Source organism: Paeniglutamicibacter sp. MACA_103 (assembly GCF_045798555.1).
Classification (GTDB): domain Bacteria; phylum Actinomycetota; class Actinomycetes; order Actinomycetales; family Micrococcaceae; genus Paeniglutamicibacter.
Genome location: NZ_JBIXLN010000003.1, coordinates 144098 through 160462, shown reverse-complemented (window position 1 = coordinate 160462; position 16365 = coordinate 144098). Strand labels below are relative to the sequence as shown.

General features: G+C 66.4%; 14 protein-coding genes. 6 read left to right on the top strand and 8 right to left on the bottom strand.

What is annotated here, in order from left to right; translation table 11 throughout:
- Positions 1-15: 15 nt before the first annotated feature.
- Entirely contained in the window at positions 16-1140 is a 1125-nt protein-coding gene (locus tag ACIPVK_RS02620; RefSeq protein ID WP_407610432.1) for an ABC transporter ATP-binding protein, read from the bottom strand.
- A gap of 78 nt (positions 1141-1218) precedes the next feature.
- On the bottom strand, positions 1219-2079 hold the full coding sequence (locus tag ACIPVK_RS02615) for a MurR/RpiR family transcriptional regulator (RefSeq protein WP_407610431.1): 861 nt from the start codon (positions 2077-2079) through the stop codon (positions 1219-1221).
- Positions 2080-2411: 332 nt separating this feature from the next.
- On the opposite strand from ACIPVK_RS02615, the gene ACIPVK_RS02610 reads away from it, so the two are divergent.
- The gene (locus ACIPVK_RS02610) at positions 2412-2684 is read left to right on the top strand and encodes a hypothetical protein (protein ID WP_407610430.1); all 273 of its coding nucleotides are present in this window, start codon (positions 2412-2414) and stop codon (positions 2682-2684) included.
- A 219-nt stretch (positions 2685-2903) separates the two neighbouring features.
- Here the strand turns inward: ACIPVK_RS02610 and purH are convergent, their stop codons facing one another.
- Positions 2904-4571: a bifunctional phosphoribosylaminoimidazolecarboxamide formyltransferase/IMP cyclohydrolase gene (gene purH / locus ACIPVK_RS02605; protein ID WP_407610429.1), complete on the bottom strand. Its 1668-nt coding sequence runs from the start codon at positions 4569-4571 to the stop codon at positions 2904-2906.
- Positions 4572-4658: 87 nt separating this feature from the next.
- Complete coding sequence (locus ACIPVK_RS02600; protein WP_407610428.1) at positions 4659-5186, bottom strand: hypothetical protein; 528 nt, start codon at positions 5184-5186, stop codon at positions 4659-4661.
- A gap of 246 nt (positions 5187-5432) precedes the next feature.
- Here ACIPVK_RS02600 and ACIPVK_RS02595 point away from each other — a divergent pair, with 246 nt between their 5' ends.
- Positions 5433-5936 (top strand): sigma-70 family RNA polymerase sigma factor, encoded by a 504-nt coding sequence (locus ACIPVK_RS02595; RefSeq protein ID WP_407610427.1) that lies wholly within the window; start codon positions 5433-5435, stop codon positions 5934-5936.
- Positions 5933-6601: a zf-HC2 domain-containing protein gene (locus ACIPVK_RS02590; RefSeq protein ID WP_407610426.1), complete on the top strand. Its 669-nt coding sequence runs from the start codon at positions 5933-5935 to the stop codon at positions 6599-6601. The genes ACIPVK_RS02595 and ACIPVK_RS02590 overlap by 4 nt, the downstream gene beginning before the upstream one ends.
- On the opposite strand, the gene ACIPVK_RS02585 is transcribed toward ACIPVK_RS02590, so the two are convergent.
- Positions 6598-7365: a DUF4303 domain-containing protein gene (locus ACIPVK_RS02585; protein ID WP_407610425.1), complete on the bottom strand. Its 768-nt coding sequence runs from the start codon at positions 7363-7365 to the stop codon at positions 6598-6600. The two genes, ACIPVK_RS02590 and ACIPVK_RS02585, sit on opposite strands and share 4 nt — an antisense overlap.
- A gap of 263 nt (positions 7366-7628) precedes the next feature.
- Here ACIPVK_RS02585 and ACIPVK_RS02580 point away from each other — a divergent pair, with 263 nt between their 5' ends.
- Positions 7629-8978: an MFS transporter gene (locus tag ACIPVK_RS02580; protein ID WP_407610424.1), complete on the top strand. Its 1350-nt coding sequence runs from the start codon at positions 7629-7631 to the stop codon at positions 8976-8978.
- A 33-nt stretch (positions 8979-9011) separates the two neighbouring features.
- Here the strand turns inward: ACIPVK_RS02580 and ACIPVK_RS02575 are convergent, their stop codons facing one another.
- Entirely contained in the window at positions 9012-9929 is a 918-nt protein-coding gene (locus ACIPVK_RS02575) for an N-acetylglucosamine kinase (protein ID WP_407610423.1), read from the bottom strand.
- Between the two features lie 389 nt (positions 9930-10318).
- On the opposite strand from ACIPVK_RS02575, the gene ACIPVK_RS02570 reads away from it, so the two are divergent.
- Positions 10319-13351, top strand: a complete 3033-nt coding sequence (locus ACIPVK_RS02570; RefSeq protein ID WP_407610422.1) for an alpha-mannosidase — start codon at positions 10319-10321, stop codon at positions 13349-13351.
- A gap of 183 nt (positions 13352-13534) precedes the next feature.
- Here the strand turns inward: ACIPVK_RS02570 and ACIPVK_RS02565 are convergent, their stop codons facing one another.
- Complete coding sequence (locus tag ACIPVK_RS02565) at positions 13535-14995, bottom strand: FAD-dependent monooxygenase (protein ID WP_407610421.1); 1461 nt, start codon at positions 14993-14995, stop codon at positions 13535-13537.
- Positions 14996-15009: 14 nt separating this feature from the next.
- Here ACIPVK_RS02565 and ACIPVK_RS02560 point away from each other — a divergent pair, with 14 nt between their 5' ends.
- Positions 15010-15750 carry a putative immunity protein gene (locus ACIPVK_RS02560; RefSeq protein ID WP_407610420.1) on the top strand — a complete coding sequence of 247 codons (741 nt, stop codon included), beginning with the start codon at positions 15010-15012 and terminating at the stop codon, positions 15748-15750.
- 45 nt (positions 15751-15795) lie between these two features.
- Here ACIPVK_RS02560 and purN read toward each other — a convergent pair whose 3' ends face one another.
- The gene (purN, locus tag ACIPVK_RS02555) at positions 15796-16362 is read right to left on the bottom strand and encodes a phosphoribosylglycinamide formyltransferase (protein WP_407610419.1); all 567 of its coding nucleotides are present in this window, start codon (positions 16360-16362) and stop codon (positions 15796-15798) included.
- Between the last annotated feature and the right edge of the window lie 3 nt (positions 16363-16365).

Sequence of the window (16365 nt, the reverse complement as noted above, 5' to 3'; positions counted from 1 at the left end):
GATGCTGCAAAGAGGTCAGGCAGTTACGAGGGCATGATCTGTCGTGACAAGCTCAGAGTCGCTCTGCCACTCAAGGCGGCGGCCGCTGTCCCGATCGAAGAGATGTACATGCTCGATCGCGGCCCCGGCGCGGAGCGTTTGGCCTTCCACGATTGCGGCGTCGGCAGCGGTGCGGAGCACGACGCTTCGGCGCTCTGCACCGAAGGTGCAGAACAGGAGGTTTTCGTGACCAAGGTGCTCGACGGTCTCGACCAGTAGATCCAGTTGCACCGGACCCCCGCCGTCGATCAACAAATGCTCGGGGCGAAGCCCGAGAACGGCATCGATAGGCGGTGTTGTGCCGGCCCATAGATCCGCGGCTATGCCGTCGCCGGTAGCACGAACAATGCCGCGTTCGGAGGTGAGGCTGGCGTTGATGAGGTTCATGGGAGGACTGCCAAGGAAACCTGCGACGAAGACCGAGGCGGGCTTGGCATAGACATCGAGCGGCGTGCCAACCTGTTCAAGCCGGCCACCGTTCAGCACGGCAATCTTCGTGGCCATGGTCATCGCTTCAACCTGGTCATGGGTGACATAGATGAACGTGGCACCCAGCCGGCGGTGGAGGTCAACGAGCTCGTGACGGGTCGCGGTGCGCAGCTTGGCGTCCAGGTTGGAGAGCGGCTCGTCCATGAGGAAGGCCTTGGGCTCGCGGACCAGGGCGCGGCCCACTGCTACGCGCTGGCGCTGTCCGCCGCTGAGCTGCTTGGGCTTGCGATCGAGTAGATGGCCGATATCGAGCTGTTCGGCAACTCGTGCTACTCGCTCGCGAATCGCACTCTTAGCCATTCGCCGGGCGCGCAACGGGAAAGCGAGGTTGCTGGCGACGCTGAGGTGCGGATAGAGCGCGTAGCTCTGAAAGACCATGGCGAGGTCACGGTTCCGCGCGTGCTGCTGTGAAACGTCCAGGCCGTCAACGAGGAACCGCCCCTCGGTGGTGGGCAGCAAACCGGCCAGCATCCGCAGCAGGGTTGATTTACCGCATCCGCTGGGCCCCAGCAGCACCAGGAAGTCGCCGTCGTCGACGGTCAGGCTGACGTCGTTGACGGCGACCGTCGTTCCAAAGCGGCGGCTGACCCGCTCGATAGTGATGCTGCCCATCCGGACTCCTTATAGTCATACGCCGCTGGAAGTGCGGTGTAATTCCATTACAGAGGATGGGTTGAAACGGTAAAAGTATTACAGGTTAACGGAGGGTGAATGATTTTCGGGATCGCCCGGGCGGCGATTGCCTGTCACCGCCTTGATAATGTCTTCGAAAACTGTCGCGGTCTTATCGCTAGGACCGCGAGCCTCTTCCACTGCTGCGACGAGCGCATTGAGCAGGAAGGTCTGAAGGATGTTGCTCGTCAGTATGGAATCTGGCCACGGTCGGCCGGAGGCCCCAATGATGAGTTTTTCATCGGCCATCCCGGCAAGCGCTGATCGAGGGAAGCTTGAGAAGGCAACAACGCTGGCGCCAACAGCACGTGCAGCCTCGACCGCCGAGAGGGTGGACGAATTTTCGCCGGAGTCACTAATTGCCAGCACGACGTCACCGGGTGCCAACAGTCGACATGCGAGTAGCTGCAACGTGGGCTCCTGCGCCGCTTCTACGGCAATGCCGACGCTCATAAATCGCAGGGCAATCGCGGAGACTGCTGCTGCTGATCCTCCGGCGCCAACGAGCAGGATTCGTCGCGCGTTGGCGACCAGTACCACGGCCCGGGCGAAAGCTTCCAGATCAACCGTCGCCGGCGCAGCATCCAGTTCCCGAGACGCCTCGGCGAACAAACGATACAGAGCGTGCTCGTGAAGGTCACTGCCGCGGGCTACTTGTGCTGCGGCGCCCTCATCACGCACGAGCAAGGTGCGTAAATGTGGGTAACCGTCGAATCCCATCGACTGACAGGCACGCGTTACGGTTGCCGCAGAGGTCCCAACCTGCGCACCAATTTCAGCGGCACCTAGCCGACTGGCAATCGATGGATCGTGAATAATCGCCTCCGCCACCTTGCGTTCCCCAGGACCGAGGTCCTTAATCGCGGCGCGTATCAGCATGATGGTTGACCCAACCTCAGGATTTAGCATTACTCCATCATAAGCATGACTCGTAACCGCATCACCGATAGCGACAAATCCTGCAATGACGTTACACCGGCTGGTCGTTACGACACCGTCACGAACTCGCGGCTCTTAGGGTGTGGCCTTCACCGTTATCCGGCGCCGACTTGCCCACCTCTATCTGGCCACGCCACGCACGCCCACGGAGTTCCCACAGCAGCGACGATTCGGGTGCGGTGTCGGCAAAGTCAGTTCCCCCCGCTAGGCCGATCAGCATAGAAGTCCCGCAACTTTCCCCAAGCGACCTCGGCGAGATATCGACAACTTTCATGGGAATCCCGGTCAATGCCGAGGGCTCGATCCCGAGCCCGGGATGGAGCGGTTCGTATGCTTACAACTTCAGCCGGGCCGCTGGCATCCTCGCCGCGGGACGCTTCACCCGCGCCAAGATGGTGACCCTTCGCACCAAACTCATCCTAGTCCAGGCACGAATTGCTTCCAGCGCCAGGACGATCAAAATACATCTTCCTGAGAACTGGCCCTCGGCCCAGACCTGGACGCAGCTCTTCACCAACATCCAGGCACCTCCGCAAATGGCCTGATTCACCCGTCCACCCAGCCGCCGCGACGCAACCAGGACCCCCCATGGAATATCACCGGCAGCAAGGTCGACTTCCCCGCGCCCCAAAACGAAACCGCCCCCGAATCCGGGAATCAGTCCTGGACCCGAAAGCGGATCGGCGGATCAAAGTTAAAGCAGAAGGCTGCCGTCGGCGTTTCCCGCAAAGGGGGAACGCCGACGGCAGCCGGATCACTTGTTCTTAGTGGAAGAAGTGACGTGCACCGGTGAAGTACATGGTGATGCCGGCGGCGTTGGCCGCGGCAACGACCTCTTCATCGCGCACCGAACCGCCGGGCTGCACCACGGCGCGCACACCGGCGTCCAGCAGGATCTGCAGGCCGTCGGCGAACGGGAAGAACGCATCCGAGGCGGCAACTGCGCCACGGGCGCGTTCGGCGGATACGCCTTCGGCGCCGGAGGCCCCTCCGGCAGCGTCAACGGTGGACTCGACGGTGACACCCAGGGTGTTGGCGCGCTCGACCGCAAGCTTGCAGGAATCCACGCGGTTGACCTGGCCCATGCCGATGCCCACGGCCGCGCCGTTGTTGGCCAGCAGGATGGCGTTGGACTTCGCGGCACGCACGGCGGTCCAGGCGAAGGCCAGGTCCGACAGGGTTGCCTCGTCTGCTGCCTCGCCGGCTGCGAGGGTCCAGTTCGCCGGGTTGTCGCCATCGGCGTCGACCTTGTCGGAAACCTGGACGAGCACGCCGCCGGAGACCTGGCGGAGCTCGGTCGGGTAGCGGCCGTAGCCCTCGGGCAGGGCCAGCAGGCGGATGTTCTTCTTCTTGGAAAGGATCTCCACGGCCTCCGGCTCGAAGGCCGGGGCGATGACGACCTCGGTGAAGATGTCCTTGACGGTGTTGGCCATGCCGGCGGTCACGGGGCGGTTCGCGGCGATGACGCCGCCAAAGGCGGAGAGCGGATCGGTGGCGTGCGCCTTGGCGTGGGCGTCGGCGATCGGGTCCGCGGCATCCGCGGAGGCCACGGCGACGCCGCACGGGTTGGCGTGCTTGATCACGGCGACGGCCGGGGCGTCGAAGTCGAAGGCTGCGCGCAGCGCTGCATCGGCGTCGACGTAGTTGTTGTAGCTCATGGCCTTGCCGTGCAGCTGGTCGGCCTGGGCGATGCCGGCCGGGGCCGCCTTGTCCACGTAGAGGGCCGCCTGCTGGTGCGGGTTTTCGCCGTAGCGCAGGACCTCGGAGCGTTCCAGGGCCAGGCCCGAGTACGCGGGCCAGTCGATGACTCCGTCGCCGTCCTCGTCCAGGAACTGTGCGGCGGTCCAGGAGGCGACGGCGGTGTCGTAGGCCGCGGTGTGCGCGAAGGCCTTGGCGGCCAGGCGCTGGCGGGACTTGAGGTCGAAGCCGCCGGAGGCTGCCGCGGCGATGACGTCGCCGTAGGAGGCAGGGTCCACGACGATGGACACGGCGGCGTGGTTCTTGGCCGCGGAGCGCACCATGGCCGGTCCGCCGATGTCGATCTGTTCCACGACGTCGTCCATCGCGGCGCCGGAGCGCACGGTGTCGACGAACGGGTAGAGGTTCACCACGACGAGGTCGAAGGCCTCGATCTGCATGTCCTCGAGGGTCTTCATGTGGGCCGGGACGCGGCGGTCGGCCAGGATGCCGCCGTGCACGCGCGGGTGCAGGGTCTTGACACGGCCGTCAAGCATCTCCGGGGAACCGGTGACTTCCTCGACCTCGGTGACCGGGATCCCGGCGGCGGCAATGCGCTTCGCGGTGGAGCCGGTGGAGACCAGTGCGACTCCGGCCGCGTGCAGGCCAGCCGCCAGCTCCTCCAGTCCGCTCTTGTCGTAGACGGAAATCAAGGCCCGGCGAAGCGGGACGCGATCAAGGACAATCTGGCTCACAAAAGTCTCCCAGGGTGCGGAATTGAGGGGGTGCAGCACCCATCTTATCCCGCACCCCGGTGGGCGGCTTCCTGCGCGGCTACGGTGTTACTTGATCATCTCGCCCGCCGGCGAGACGACGTACCAGACGTCGTTGACACCCTGGCCGTTGACGTCGCCGGGCTTGGTGTCCTTGGCGAAGTAGTACAGCGGCATGCCGTTGAGCGTCAGCTGCTTGGCCCCGTCGGGGCTGTCGATGGTGCCGACCTCGCCGGTGACGCCCTCCAGCACGGGGGTGTCGCCGCTGGCCACGGCGATCGGCCAGGCGGCCAGGCATTCGCCGGTGCACGCGCTGGTGGTGGTGCCCTTGGTGTCCTTGGTGAAGTAGTAGAGGGTCATGCCCTTCCCGTCCACCACGACGGTGCCCAGGCTGGTCTCTGCCGTCTTCAGGTCCGCGGCCGCCATTGCGGTGTCCGTGGGTGATGGGGCCGCATAGCCGCCCCCGGTGTCCGCGGAGGTGGTGGCGGCGGGGCTTTGCCCCGGGGTGGTGGTGTCCCCGCAACCCGAGAGCAGCAGGGCCGCGCCGAGGAGCACTGCCGCGGTGGAGGCGAACTTCGTGTGGATCTTCCGGTTCATGATGCAATTCCTAACACTTGGGGGCCTGACTTGGGCCCCTCTTGCCGGTGGGGCCAGGGATCCCCCGGGGGCAGGTTCCGGTGCACCCGAGGCATCTCTCACCGGCTAAGACGCATGAAAACGTGTCACGGTTCACGCTGTTGCCGACTTTTCTGCGCATACTGGGTACGTGGTTGAACCGTTTGCAGTTCCAATGCGTCTTAGTGGGGTGAACCCATGTTTCCGAAGCGACCCAATGGAGCCCATGTGCCGCTAGATGCGCAAGTGGTGTCGGACATCTACCGCGACCACGGAGAAGCCCTGAGACGTTTTGTGCTGCGCGTGGCCACCGACCGCGACGAGGCGGACGACGTGGTGCAGGAAACCGTGCTCAAGGTCTGGAAGGCCGCGCCGGAGTTGACCGGATCGCTGCGCAGCTACCTGTTTGCCACGGCCCGCAACGTGATCATCGACCGGCACCGCCGGGCCGCCGCCCGGATATCCGCCTCGACGCTCGGCGAGCAGGACCCCGAGGCCGCCGGGGCGTTCGCGGGCATGGAAGCGGTCCTGGACAAGATCCTCATGGAAGAGGCCATGATGCGCTTGACCATTGAACATCGGCAGGTGGTCCTCCATCTGCATTATCTTGGATCCACGGTGGCCCAAACGGCCTCGAGCCTGGGGATTCCCCAGGGCACGGTGAAATCACGGGCGTACTATGCGCTGAGGGCCCTGCGCGGGATCCTGGCGGAAATGGGGGTCGAGCAGTGAACGAGCACATGGACCTGGGGGCCTACCTGCTGGGCGGGCTCGCCCCCGACGAAACACGCAGCTTCGAGGAGCATCTGGCCTCGTGTGAACGGTGCCGCGAGGAGCTTGCGTCGTTTGCGCCGGTGACGACACGGCTTGGCGCGTTGGACGCACAGGCGGCCCGGGCGATGCTGTCCGCGGAAACCGCCGCGCCGGCCACGGACCCCGGGGTCGAGCTGCTGGAGAGGATGCGGGCCAGGCGCCGCACCCGGCGCGCCTGGCTGGGAACCGCGGCGGTGGCGGCCGTCGCCGCGTCCGTTGCCGGCGGCGTGTTCCTGGCACCCGTGTTGCGCCCCGCCCCGGCGCCCGATGCCAGCTACGAGGTCATATCGGCCGCGGGTCCGCGCGTGGACTTGGGCATGAACGCCAAGGCCTGGGGCACCGAGCTGCAGTTCAGCGGAACTGGATTGCCCACCAACGGGACTCTCTCGCTGTGGGTCATCGACAGTTCCGGCCAGGTCGACCGGGCCGGCTCCTGGAGCGCCACAAAAACGGGCACGGCCCGCCTGAGCGGTGCCGTGCCCACCGAGCTGGGACGCATCACGGCCGTCCAGCTGCGAGATGTGGATTCGCGGGTCCTCGCCGAGCTCAATCTCCCGGAGGGTCCCGCGAACCTGCCCGGCTAGTGGGCGAGCTCCGGGAAGTGCTTGGCCAGCTGGGCCTCGGTCAGGCACCGGCGCAGGAGTGCATCGCCGTGCTCCTCGTCGGAAAGGAAGACCACCACATCCGCGTTTCGGCCCGTGGCCAAGGCCGTGCGCAGTGATTCGGTGATGCGGATGAGCATCTCGTAGTACAGGCGATTCGTCTTTTCCCACCCGTGGTCCCTGGCAACGTTGCTCAGCGCCTGGCTCCACAGTGCGGTGGCCGATTCATCGAAAAGCTCGATGGGGCTCCACTGCCAATCCGCGGGATTCCACTTGGACGAGTAGTAGCCCTGTTCGGCATCCGAGGTCAGTGCATCGAATTCCTTGAGCACCGCGTCGATGTCTTCGCCGTCGTCGTCCTCGTCCGTGGCGACGTCATCGTCATCGTCCTCGTCATCGTCGTCATCGTCGGAGTCATCGGTGCGGTCGTTGTCGTGGAGATGGACGTCCCGGTCGGAGCCGTCGTCGTCGGCGTCGGGACGTTCCTCGAAGTCTTCCTCTTCGTCTTCGTCGTCGAAGTCCTCTTCAAGCGCTTCGTCTTCGTCGTCGCCGAAGGCACGAGTCAGGGCTTCTTCGGAGTTCAACGCCAACACGGGCAAATCGATATGGTCGGTTTCGTCCGCGGTCACCCCGTCCAGGGCAATCGCATAGAAAACTTCGTCCGGGTGACGGTGAATTATTTCTTCCGCCTGGCGAAGAGCCGACACCCGTATCGCCTCTTCGAGAGCGGTCCAATCTACTCCCATATCCAGAGCCTACCCCGGGTTGCCCCGCACCGGAACAGCCCCGGCACATGGGGCTTAGCCGAATTCCTGGTACCCGGAAAGACGCCGATCCACGAAACGCAAAGCCACAAAAAGTCAAGGGCTATTCTGTGGTTTGCCGTTTCAGCGCGTAGCGTTGTCATTGCAACGGGAGGATGCTTTTTTCCGTTGTCTCACCAACTAGCTCGTTGCCGTGGCTGTACTCGTCCTGTGCCAGACCGCACCTGTCCAAAGGCCATTCCCCGATGAACAAATTCCTGAAACTGCCCACCGGCGAGTCGGTCGTCCAGAACCTGCCCTGGAAGTGGGGCGTGCAGGGGAAGATTTTCATCATTGGCGGGCTCGGGTTCATGTTCGATGCCTGGGACGTCACGCTCAACGGTGCCCTGATCCCCCTGGTCGCCGCCGAGTGGGGTCTTGACCGGACCACGGCGGCATTGCTGGGCACCGGAAACCTGGTGGGCATGGCGCTGGGCGCGTTCCTGTGGGGAACCATCGCCGACAAGATCGGACGCAAGAAGGCCTTTACCTGGACGCTGCTGATCTTCTCGATCTTCACCGTGGCGGGGGCCCTGGCCCCGAGCTTTGCGTGGTTCGTCGCCTTCCGCTTCATTGCCGGCGTGGGCCTGGGCGGGTGCATACCGGTGGACTATGCCCTGGTCGGCGAGTTCACCCCGTCCAAGCAGCGTGGCCGGGTGCTCACGGCCATGGACGGCTGGTGGCCGGTCGGCGCGGCCCTGTCCTTCTTCATTTCCGGTTGGGTGCAGGCGACCACCGGTAACTGGCGCCTCATCCTTGCCGTCATGGTGCTCCCGGCACTGCTGGTGTTCTGGGTGCGGCGCAGCGTTCCGGAGTCCCCGCTCTACCTGGTCCGCAAGGGCCAGCGCGAGGCCGCGGCGAAGGTCATTGACGACATGGTGGCCCGCACCGGTGCCACGGCGCAGCCCTACACGCTTCCGGAGCCGGAGGCCGCACCGCGGCTGTCACCTGGTTCCTGGCTCGAGCAGCTGGTGAAGATCTGGCGCTTCAGCCCCCGGATCACCTTGGTGTCGTGGTCGCTGTTCCTGACCATCCTGTTGGTCTACTACCTGGCGCTGACGTGGATGCCGTCCATCCTGGCGGATACCGGCATGGTGCAGTCCACGGCGTTCTTCATGACCTCGGTGATGGCGCTGATGGGCCTGATCGGCGTGGTCATAGCCGCCCTCCTGGTGGAACGGGTGGGCCGCAAGTGGCTGTTGGGCATCACCGGCCCCCTCTCGGCCATCATCCTGGTCATGGTCGCGGTGACGCTCAACGCACCCTCGCTGGCGCTTGTCTGGTTGCTGGTCTTCGGCGTCGTCGTGCAGATCGCCATCCCGGTGCTGTACGCCTACGTGTCCGAGCTCTATCCGACCGAGCTGCGCGGATCCGGCTTCGGCTGGGCATCCTCGTTCAGCCGCCTGGGCGCCGGGTTCGGCCCGCTGCTTTTCGCAGCGCTCTGGCCCGTGGTGGGCCTGGGGAACCTGTTCCTGGTGGCCGGGGCCATGGTCCTGGCCGCGGTCATCCTGATGGCGTTCCTCGCCCCCGAGACCAAGGGCCGCCTCCTGCAGTAGGCCCCGGATCCTTTCTGGGGGCTGTCACCGCACCTAGGGGGCATTGGCGGGCAACGGCGTGTGGTCGGAGATGAATCTTGTGCCTTCCACGGGGTCGACCTCCAGGAAGCGGATGTCCTTCAGGCCGGCGGCACCCAGGGCGGTGCGCAGCATTTCCTGGAAGACCGGCTGGTGTGTGCCCACGCCTCCCCCGACGATGACGGGCCCGTTGATTTCCAGCAGGGAGGAGAGGTCGCCGAGCATCCGGCACACGTGGTCCACTGCCTCGGCGACGATCTCGGCGCTCCCGGGGTCCCCCGCCGCCAGTGCCTCGAAGACCAGCGGGGACTGCTGCGCCCAGTACCGGCGGTCGGTGTCGCCGTGGAAAAGCGCAATCAATTCGTCGGGGGAACGCACGTCGTTGGCGGCGAGCACGCGCCGGCCCAGCTCGCCTGGCGCCTGTCCGCGGTTGAACTCCCGCAGCGTGTGGCGCACCGCCTCGCGCCCCATCCAGTATCCGCTGGCCTCGTCCCCCAGCAGGTAGCCCCATCCCCCGGCCCTGCCCTCCCGCCCCGCGGCGTTGACGCCCCATGCAGCGGAACCGGTGCCTAGGATGAGGGCCATGCCGGTGGACGCCTGGCCCGCGGCCAGGATCAGCCGGGTGTCGTGGACCACCAGGATCTCGGCCGCGGGGGCGTGGACCGCGATAAGGGAACACAGGGTCTCGGCATCTTCCTCGGTGTCGACCCCGCCGGCACCGGCAACAACCCGGTCGATGCGTCCGGGACCCAGGGCGGCGAACACCTCGGCGATGTTCCGCGCGGCGGTTTCGGCACTGACGTTCTGGACGTTGGCGCTGCCGCTCTTGGCCTCGGCGAGCACCTCGCCACCGCTGAAGCGCATGCCGTGGGTCTTGGTCCCGCCGATGTCCAGACCCACCAGGGCGAGCGGGGTCTGCCGGGGAGTGCTCATGATGTTCCTTCTCGCGCGTGATGCCAATGCATCGCCTGGGTGATGGTCTTGGCCCTTGGCCAGGGCCGCCTGGCGCCGCCGGGCCGGGAGGCAAAATCCCCCCAAGAGCTTATCGGCCCGGTAAGCGCCGTACGTCATGATTGCATCGTATCCGCCGGTGCTCTTCCTGGTCTCCGGCCACGGTGCATTGGGCCCGTCCAGGTGCCGGGAAACCGGCTCCCGGGCACCGCAGCTTTCAGTCGGCGAAACCCTCTCCGCGGGTGGGCATTGCCCGGGCCCGCCCGTCGGATACGCTGGCATGACAGGCCACCGACAACGAGATCCTTGCAGTCCACCTTTTTGCAGAGCAGGACCCCATCCACCGGGCCGCGGCCCGGGGAAAGGCATCCATGCACGACGACATTGCCCTGACCCTCGGACGTGTCACCCGTGTGCTCGAGGAACGCATCCGCCCGGCCATCCATTCCGTTTCCGTCCCGTTCACCGTTGACTGCCATGAGCTTCTTGGCGAGCCGATCGCACCGGCCCAGGCACTGGGCCTGGAATACACCGATTACAGGATCGGCACCGCCTGGGGCGCGGCCTGGGGAACCACCTGGTTCCGGCTGCGCGGAACCGTTCCCGCCGCATGGGCCGGCAAGCGCGTCGAGGCCCTGGTCGACCTGGGATTCGACACGAACCTGACGGGCTTCCAGTGCGAGGGGCTGGTCTACCGCGGCAACGGCACCACCGTGAAGGCGATCAATCCGCGCAACCAGTGGATCCCCGTCGCGGATCCAGCCGCGGGCGAAGAATCCGTCGAATACTTCATCGAGACCGCGGCCAACCCGGTGCTGCTGGGCCACCACCCGTTCCAGCCCACCGCCGAAGGCGACATCCGGACCGCGTCCCCCCGCAAGCTCTACTCCACCCGCCGCATGGACCTGGCGGTCTTCGAACCCGAGGTCCACGAGCTCTCCCTGGACCTGGAGGTCCTGCTCGAGCTTCAGGCCGAGCTGCCCGAGGGCCCGCGCCGGATGCGCATCCTGCAGGCCCTGGACAACGCGCTGGACGTGCTGGATTTGCAGCGCATCTCCGAAACCGCACCGGCCGCCCGCGCCGAACTGGCCGAGGTGCTGGCCAAGCGCGCCGGCGAGAGCGCGCACCGCATCTCTGCGGTGGGCCACTCCCACATCGACTCGGCCTGGCTGTGGCCGGTGCGCGAAACCATCCGCAAGGTCGCCCGCACCGCCTCCTCCATGGTGGAAATGCTCGGTTACGACAAGGAATTCCTCTACGGCATGTCCAGCGCCCAGCAATATGCCTGGATCAAGGAGCACCGCCCCGAGGTCTACGACCGGGTCAAGGATGCCGTGGCTTCCGGCCGCTTCCTGCCGCTGGGCGGCATGTGGGTCGAATCCGACACCGTGATGCCCTCGGGTGAGTCCCTCGTCCGCCAGTTCCACTACGGCCAGCAGTTCTTCCGCGAGGAATTCGGCGTGACCTGCGCCGGCGTGTGGCTGCCGGACTCCTTCGGCTACTCCCCCGCGCTGCCGCAGCTGATGAAACGTGCCGGGTTCACGTGGTTCTTCACCCAGAAGATCTCCTGGAACCAGCAGAACACGTTTCCGCACCATACCTTCGATTGGGAGGGCATCGACGGCTCGCGGGTGTTCACCCACTTCCCGTCCATGGACACCTACAACTCGCAGCTCTCGGGCTCGGAGGTGGCCCGTGCATCCCGCCAGTTCCGCGAGTCCCGCCACGCCACCGGGTCCATCGCGCCGGTGGGCTGGGGGGACGGAGGCGGCGGAACCACCCGCGAGATGACCGGCAAGGCGCGCCGCCTGGCCGACCTCGAGGGCAGCGCCACGGTCAAGTGGGAGCACCCGGACGAGTTCTTCAAGCGCGCCAAGGCCGAACTGGAGAACCCGCCGGTCTGGGTGGGCGAGCTTTACCTGGAGCTGCACCGCGCCACGCTGACCTCCCAGCACCGGACCAAGCAGGGCAACCGCCGCACCGAGCACCTGTTGGTGGAGGCCGAACTCTGGTGCGCAACCGCTGCCGCCTACTCCGGGTTCGAGTACCCCCACGACGAGATCGACGAGCTCTGGAAGACGGTGCTGCTTCACCAGTTCCACGACATCCTGCCGGGAACCTCCATTGCCTGGGTCCACCGCGAGGTCGTCGCCGAATACGCCCGCGTGGCACAGGCCGCCGAGGCGATCATCGCCGCGGCGCAGGCGGCCCTGGTGGGCCGGGGCGAGAGGCCGATCGCACTGAACGCCGCCCCGTTCACCCGCTCGGGCGTGCGCACCGGAGCCGGCACGGCGGTGGCCGAACTGGCCCCCGTCACCGAGACCGTGACCGCCACCGAGACTGCGGCGGGCTTCGTGCTTTCCAACGCACTGGTCACCGTCGCGATATCCCGCGACGGCCTGGTCACCTCCGCGATCGAGAACGCCACCGGCCGCGAGACCATCGCCGCCGGCAAGGAGGCGAACCTGCTGCAGCTGCACCAGGACTTCCCGAACAAGTGGGATGCCTGGGACGTGGACAAGTTCTACCGCAACCAGGTCACCGATCTGCGCGAGCTGGATTCGATCAGCCTGTCCACGGATGCCGACGGCACCGCGCGCGTGGTCGTTGAACGCAGCTTCTCCGCTTCGACCGTGCGCCAGGAGTTGACCCTGGCACCGGGCTCGCGGGTCTTGCAGATCGAGCAGAGCACCGACTGGCACGAGACAGAGAAGTTCCTCAAGGTCGCCTTCCCTCTCGACATCCGCGCCGAGCACACCGTCGCGGAAACCCAGTTCGGTTACCAAAAGCGCGTCACCCACGTGAACACCAGCTGGGAGGCCGCGAAGTTCGAGACCTCGATGCACCGCTTCGTGCTGGCCGAGGAACCCGGCTTCGGGGCCGCGCTGATCAACGATTCCATTTATGGTTTCGATGTCACCCGCGATTCCACCGAGGCCGGCGTAATGACCAACGTGCGCCTGTCGTTGCTGCGCGCCCCGCGTTTCCCGGATCCGGAAACGGACCAGGGCATCCAGGGCCACCGCTACGGCCTGGTCATCGGCGCGGACATCGCCTCCGCCACCGAGGCCGGCGCCCTGCTGAACAGCCCCGAGCGCACCCTCGCCGGTGCCCATGGATTCGATCCGCTGGTCACCGTCGAGGGCACGGGCATCGTGCTCTCCAGCGTCAAGCTGGCCGGCGACCGCTCCGGCGACTTGGTCGTGCGCGTCTACGAGTCCCTGGGACGCCGGGTTGCCGGCACCGTGAACGTGCACCGTCCGGTGGAGCGGGCCTCCGCGATCACCCTGCTGGAGGATCCGATCGAGGGTCCCGGTGGCACCGTCGAGCATAGTGGCGGTTCAGTGGCCATTGCGTTGACGGCCTTCGAGGTGCGCACCCTGCGCTTCACGTTCAAGGATTGACTGCCAGGAAGCATCCACGGGCACGTCCGTGAGGCTGCGAATGTCAGGCGCTTGGATTCCAGGCGGTTTTCTGGCCGTTGCTTTCGAACGTTCATCAGCCGCTTCGCCTGCCAACGCGCGTTGATGAGCTGTAGTCATGAACTTTCGGGGAGAACACTCGATCATTGCCAGGAACGATAGCCGTCAGGCCGGCGTCCCCGGTCCGAACCAGCGCGTGAGCGCGACTGCAAGCCCCTCGTCGGAGCCTTCACCCACCCAGGCGACATACCCATCCGGGCGGACCAGGACCGCGGCCGGGGCTGCCACCTCGCCCAGCAGTGGAAGCCGCCAGGTGCCGGTGAACCGGGCCTCGACACGGTGAACCCTATCTTTCCAAGGCGCGATCTCCAGGGGTCCGGGCTCCGCCAGGCTGAGCAGCACCGGCTTGGCTGCATGGAGCAGCTCGAAGAACCGTGTGGGACCGTTGGCCGTGTCAAGGTCAAGATCCGGCATGCGTCGCCCGAGCAGCGGGTGTCCCTCCCCGAGGTCGTAGGCGATGTCCAGGCCGTGGATCAGCGCGGCCAGGTGCCGGCGCGGTTGGTCCATGTGCATCAGCTCGCTGACGGTGTCGGCGAGCGCTGCGGTGCGTGCGTCAATGCGCTGCAGGGCCGTTTGCGCCATCGAGTGCTTGAGCGCGCGGAGCCCCACGGGATGCCGCTCCGCGTGGTAGGTGTCCAGCAGGGAATCCGGGGAGCTGCCCTGGAGGACCTGCGCGAGCTTCCAGCCGAGATTGACCGCGTCCTGCAGACCCAGGCCGATGCCCTGGCCACCGGCGGGATAGTGCACGTGCGCGGCGTCCCCGACGAGCAGCACCCGTCCCTTGCGGTAGGTGGCTGCCTGGCGGGTGGCGTCGGTGAACCTGGAGATCGAGGTTGGGCTGTGCACACCGAAGTCCGATCCGTATGCCGCGGTCAGGGCATCGCTCAGGTCGCCCAATTCGGGGTCGTTGCGTGAACCGAGCTGCCGCTCCGTGGTGATGACGCGATAGGTGCGCCCGTCCTCGAGCAGGCTGAAGCCATGGACTCCGGCCTCATCCAGAAGCGTGCCGGCGGGCGGTTCCCGGGATACTTCCACTTCGGCGATCAGGTTGCTGCGGGTCGCCTCCCAGCCGGGGAAGTCGATGCCGGCCGCCTTGCGGACCAGGCTGCGTCCGCCGTCGGCACCCACCAGATACTCCGTCCGGAACTTGCCGCCCCCGGCGGTCTTGACGGTCACCCCGGTTTCGTCCAGGTCGAATCCGATGGCCTCCCGCCCGTGGTGCACTGGCACGCCGAGCTGGTTGATCCAGTCCTCGAGGATTGGTTGCATGTGGCTCTGCCACAGGCCCAGCCCATAAGGGTGCCGCGTGGGAAAGTCGCTGATGTCCAGAAGCGTGCTGCCGAACCGGGCGGTCTGCGCCGTCTTTCCCGCCGCCAGGAACAGGTCGGCGATCCCGCGCTGGTCCAGGATCTCGATGGTGCGGCAGTGGAAGCCGCCGGCCCGGGATTCGGCCAGCTCCCCCGTCGGGCGACGTTCCAGGATCTCCACATTCACGCCGGCCAACGCCAATTCCCCGGCCAGCATCATTCCGGCCGGTCCGCTGCCGACGATCACCACGTCCGCCATGTCAATCCCTCCTGGTGGTGCCCCGCCAGGAGGCACTCTCGAGCAGTGTATGGCACGCCGCGGGGCTTGCGGCAAGCCCCCTGGAAGGCGATATCCTGAATACGGCAGGCACCGCCACCGGCAGCATCCTCAGCATCCTCAGCGTCTTCAACGTCTTCAACGTCTTCAACGTGGTCCACGCTGCCGCACCGGTCGTCCGCCGGACCCGTGTCCCGGAGTTCCGGGGAAGGTATGTTGGCAGCATGCCAATCCTTCCCAAGGAACGCGATCCCCGGTTGGTCACCATCCGGCGCGGGGGAACCCTGAGCGATGAACACCACCGGCTGCTCGCTGGCTGGGCCCTGGACTGCGCGGAGCACGTGCTGCCGCTCTTCGAGGACCGGCAACCGGAAGACGGCCGGCCCCGGCACGCCATCGAGGTCGGACGGGGCTGGATCCGCGGCGAGGTGCCGATGCGCGAGGCGCACCACGAGGCATTCATCGCAAATGCCGCGGCACGCGGGATGCCCGAACCGGCGAAGTTTGCCGCGCTTGCGGCCGGCCAGGCCGTTGCCGTGGCCCACGTCGCCGCACATGACCTGGGCGCGGCCGCCTACGCCATCAGGGCAGCCGGAGCCGGAGCCGTGGATGCCGCTGCGGCCCGGGCCGCGGAACGGGAATGGCAGCGCGCACTCTTGCCCGCCGCCGTCCGTGACTTGGTGCTGGAGGACCAGCAGCGCCGGAGCGCCATATGCTGGAACGTCTTCGACGAATGATCCGTTGCCCGCCGAACGGGCCGTCGGGAGTGGGGCCGGAGTGGCTTACTTCGCGGCCAAATCGGCCAGCGTGGCGATGAGCAGGCGTCGCTCGATGACCTTGATGCGCTCGTGCAGCGAGTCCTCGGTGTCGTCGTCCTCGATCACCACGGCCTCCTGGCGCAGGATCGGGCCGGTGTCGACGCCCGCGTCGGCGATGTGCACGGTGCAGCCGGTGACCTTGACCCCGTAGGCCAGCGCATCGCGGACCCCGTGGGCGCCCGGGAAGGAGGGCAGCAGGGCCGGGTGGGTGTTGATGTAGGTGCCGTCGAAGGCCTGGATGAATTCCTCGCCGACGATGCGCATGAAGCCCGAGGAAACCACGTAGTCGGGATCGTAGGACAGGCACTTTTCGGTCAGCGCGTGGTTCCAGTCCGCGCGCTCGGCGAAGTCCTTGAAGTTCACCACGAAGGTCTCGATGCCGGCGGCGGCGGAGCGTTCCACCCCGAAGGTGCCGTGCTTGTCGGCGCCCACGGCGGCGATTTCCACGTTTTCCAGGGACCCGTCGGCGACGGCGTCGATGACGGACTGGAGGTTGGACCCGGTGCCGGAGACAAGAACTACGATGCGCATGGG

Excerpts from the sequence above, each read along its gene's own strand:
- ACIPVK_RS02620 (WP_407610432.1), bottom strand. The coding sequence starts at position 1,140 with ATGGGCAGCATCACTATCGAGCGGGTCAGCCGCCGCTTTGGAACGACG.
- ACIPVK_RS02615 (WP_407610431.1), bottom strand. The coding sequence starts at position 2,079 with ATGCTGATACGCGCCGCGATTAAGGACCTCGGTCCTGGGGAACGCAAG.
- ACIPVK_RS02610 (WP_407610430.1), top strand. The coding sequence starts at position 2,412 with ATGGGAATCCCGGTCAATGCCGAGGGCTCGATCCCGAGCCCGGGATGG.
- ACIPVK_RS02600 (WP_407610428.1), bottom strand. The coding sequence starts at position 5,186 with ATGAACCGGAAGATCCACACGAAGTTCGCCTCCACCGCGGCAGTGCTC.
- ACIPVK_RS02585 (WP_407610425.1), bottom strand. The coding sequence starts at position 7,365 with ATGGGAGTAGATTGGACCGCTCTCGAAGAGGCGATACGGGTGTCGGCT.
- ACIPVK_RS02580 (WP_407610424.1), top strand. The coding sequence starts at position 7,629 with ATGAACAAATTCCTGAAACTGCCCACCGGCGAGTCGGTCGTCCAGAAC.
- ACIPVK_RS02575 (WP_407610423.1), bottom strand. The coding sequence starts at position 9,929 with ATGAGCACTCCCCGGCAGACCCCGCTCGCCCTGGTGGGTCTGGACATC.
- ACIPVK_RS02570 (WP_407610422.1), top strand. The coding sequence starts at position 10,319 with ATGCACGACGACATTGCCCTGACCCTCGGACGTGTCACCCGTGTGCTC.
- ACIPVK_RS02565 (WP_407610421.1), bottom strand. The coding sequence starts at position 14,995 with ATGGCGGACGTGGTGATCGTCGGCAGCGGACCGGCCGGAATGATGCTG.
- purN (WP_407610419.1), bottom strand. The coding sequence starts at position 16,362 with ATGCGCATCGTAGTTCTTGTCTCCGGCACCGGGTCCAACCTCCAGTCC.